This window comes from Actinoplanes lobatus (assembly GCF_014205215.1).
Lineage (GTDB): Bacteria > Actinomycetota > Actinomycetes > Mycobacteriales > Micromonosporaceae > Actinoplanes > Actinoplanes lobatus.
The window spans coordinates 1-2,500 of record NZ_JACHNC010000001.1 but is presented as its reverse complement, the minus strand read 5'-3'; the positions used below and the strand labels follow the sequence as shown (position 1 = coordinate 2,500).

Genomic DNA, 2,500 nt, shown 5'->3' with positions numbered 1-2,500 from the left:
AGTTGGGGGATGACCTGTGGTTAGGGGTGAAAGGCCAATCAAACTCCGTGATAGCTGGTTCTCCCCGAAATGCATTTAGGTGCAGCGTCGCGTGTTTCTTGCCGGAGGTAGAGCACTGGATGGTCTAGGGGGCCCACAAGCTTACTGAAATCAGCCAAACTCCGAATGCCGGTAAGTGAGAGCGCGGCAGTGAGACTGCGGGGGATAAGCTTCGTAGTCGAGAGGGAAACAGCCCAGATCGCCAGCTAAGGCCCCTAAGCGTGTGCTAAGTGGAAAAGGATGTGGGATCGCATGGACAACCAGGAGGTTGGCTTAGAAGCAGCCACCCTTTAAAGAGTGCGTAATAGCTCACTGGTCAAGTGGTTCCGCGCCGACAATGTAGCGGGGCTCAAGCACACCGCCGAAGCTGTGGCATTGACACTTTGCTCGGTCATGGTTTTCGGATCATGATCCAGGCGTGTTGATGGGTAGGGGAGCGTCGTGTTGCGGGTGAAGCGGCGGAGTGATCCAGCCGTGGACGCTACACGAGTGAGAATGCAGGCATGAGTAGCGAATGAAGGGTGAGAACCCCTTCCGCCGGATGACCAAGGGTTCCAGGGCCAGGCTAATCCGCCCTGGGTGAGTCGGGGCCTAAGGCGAGGCCGAGAGGCGTAGTCGATGGATAACGGGTTGATATTCCCGTACCCGCAAAAGAGCGCCCAAGACGAACCTCACTGTACTAACTACTTGAAGTGCCGGCGGTCTTCGGACCAAAAAGCATGGAGACTAGGAACTTGGTGGGTAGTAGTTTAGCGATGGGGTGACGCAGGAAGGTAGATGATCCCGGCCGGTGGTTGTGCCGGGGTAAGCGTGTAGGACGTACCGTAGGCAAATCCGCGGTGCATATAGTCTGAGACGTGATGCCGAGCCGTTCTGGTGAAGTCATTGATCCTATGCTGCCGAGAAAAGCCTCTAGCGATGTTCTGAGCGGCCCGTACCCCAAACCGACACAGGTGGTCAGGTAGAGAATACCGAGGCGACGGGTGAACTGTGGTTAAGGAACTCGGCAAATTGCCCCCGTAACTTAGGGAGAAGGGGGGCCGGACGCGTGAAGCCCCTTGCGGGTGGAGCGTGGTATGGCCGCAGAGAGCAGGGGGAAGCGACTGTTTACTAAAAACACAGGTCCATGCCAAGTCGTAAGACGATGTATATGGACTGACGCCTGCCCGGTGCTGGAACGTTAAGGGGACCTGTTAGCTCTTCGGGGCGAAGCGGAGAACTTAAGCGCCAGTAAACGGCGGTGGTAACTATAACCATCCTAAGGTAGCGAAATTCCTTGTCGGGTAAGTTCCGACCTGCACGAATGGCGTAACGACTTCCCCACTGTCTCAACCACAGGCCCGGCGAAATTGCAGTACGAGTAAAGATGCTCGTTACGCGCGGCAGGACGGAAAGACCCCGGGACCTTTACTATAGCTTGACATTGGTATCTGAATTTAATTGTGTAGGATAGGTGGGAGACTGTGAAGCTCGGACGCCAGTTCGGGTGGAGTCATTGTTGAAATACCACTCTGTTGGGTTTGGGTATCTAACTTGCGGCCCTGATCGGGTCGAGGGACAGTGTCTGGTGGGTAGTTTAACTGGGGCGGTTGCCTCCTAAAGGGTAACGGAGGCGCCCAAAGGTTCCCTCAGCCTGGTTGGCAATCAGGTGTTGAGTGTAAGTGCACAAGGGAGCTTGACTGTGAGACTGACGGGTCGAGCAGGGACGAAAGTCGGGACTAGTGATCCGGCACTTGCGTGTGGAAGCGGTGTCGCTCAACGGATAAAAGGTACCCCGGGGATAACAGGCTGATCTTCCCCAAGAGTCCATATCGACGGGATGGTTTGGCACCTCGATGTCGGCTCGTCGCATCCTGGGGCTGTAGCAGGTCCCAAGGGTTGGGCTGTTCGCCCATTAAAGCGGTACGCGAGCTGGGTTTAGAACGTCGTGAGACAGTTCGGTCCCTATCCGCCGTGCGCGTTGGATACTTGAGAAGGGCTGTCCCTAGTACGAGAGGACCGGGACGGACGAACCTCTGGTGTGCCAGTTGTTCCGCCAGGAGCATGGCTGGTTGGCTACGTTCGGAAGGGATAACCGCTGAAAGCATCTAAGCGGGAAGCCTGCTTCGAGATGAGGTATCCCACCACCTTTGAGTGGGTAAGGCTCCCAGCTAGACTACTGGGTTGATAGGCCGGAGATGTAAGCACGGTAACGTGTTGAGTTGACCGGTACTAATAGGCCGAGGGCTTAACCACCCTAAACATTTTACTTGCGTCCACTGTGTGATTCACAGCAAACGAACAACCACCCCGGGAGAAGTCTTGGGTTGCTGGTTTGTTCCACGCTGATGGCTGTTTCGGTGGTCATAGCGGAGGGGAAACGCCCGGTTACATTCCGAACCCGGTAGCTAAGCCCTCCAGCGCCGATGGTACTGCACTCGGGAGGGTGTGGGAGAGTAGGACGCCGCCGGACTCAACGTGA

Annotated in this window: 2 rRNA genes (1 of these 2 cut by a window edge); both read left to right on the top strand. The window is 56.2% G+C overall.

Annotated features, from left to right (window positions below):
- A 23S ribosomal RNA gene (locus tag BJ964_RS00010) occupies positions 1 to 2,274 on the top strand (it extends 836 nt beyond the left edge of the window).
- A 100-nt stretch (positions 2,275 to 2,374) separates the two neighbouring features.
- A 5S ribosomal RNA gene (gene rrf / locus BJ964_RS00005) occupies positions 2,375 to 2,491 on the top strand.
- The last annotated feature ends 9 nt before the right edge of the window (positions 2,492 to 2,500 follow it).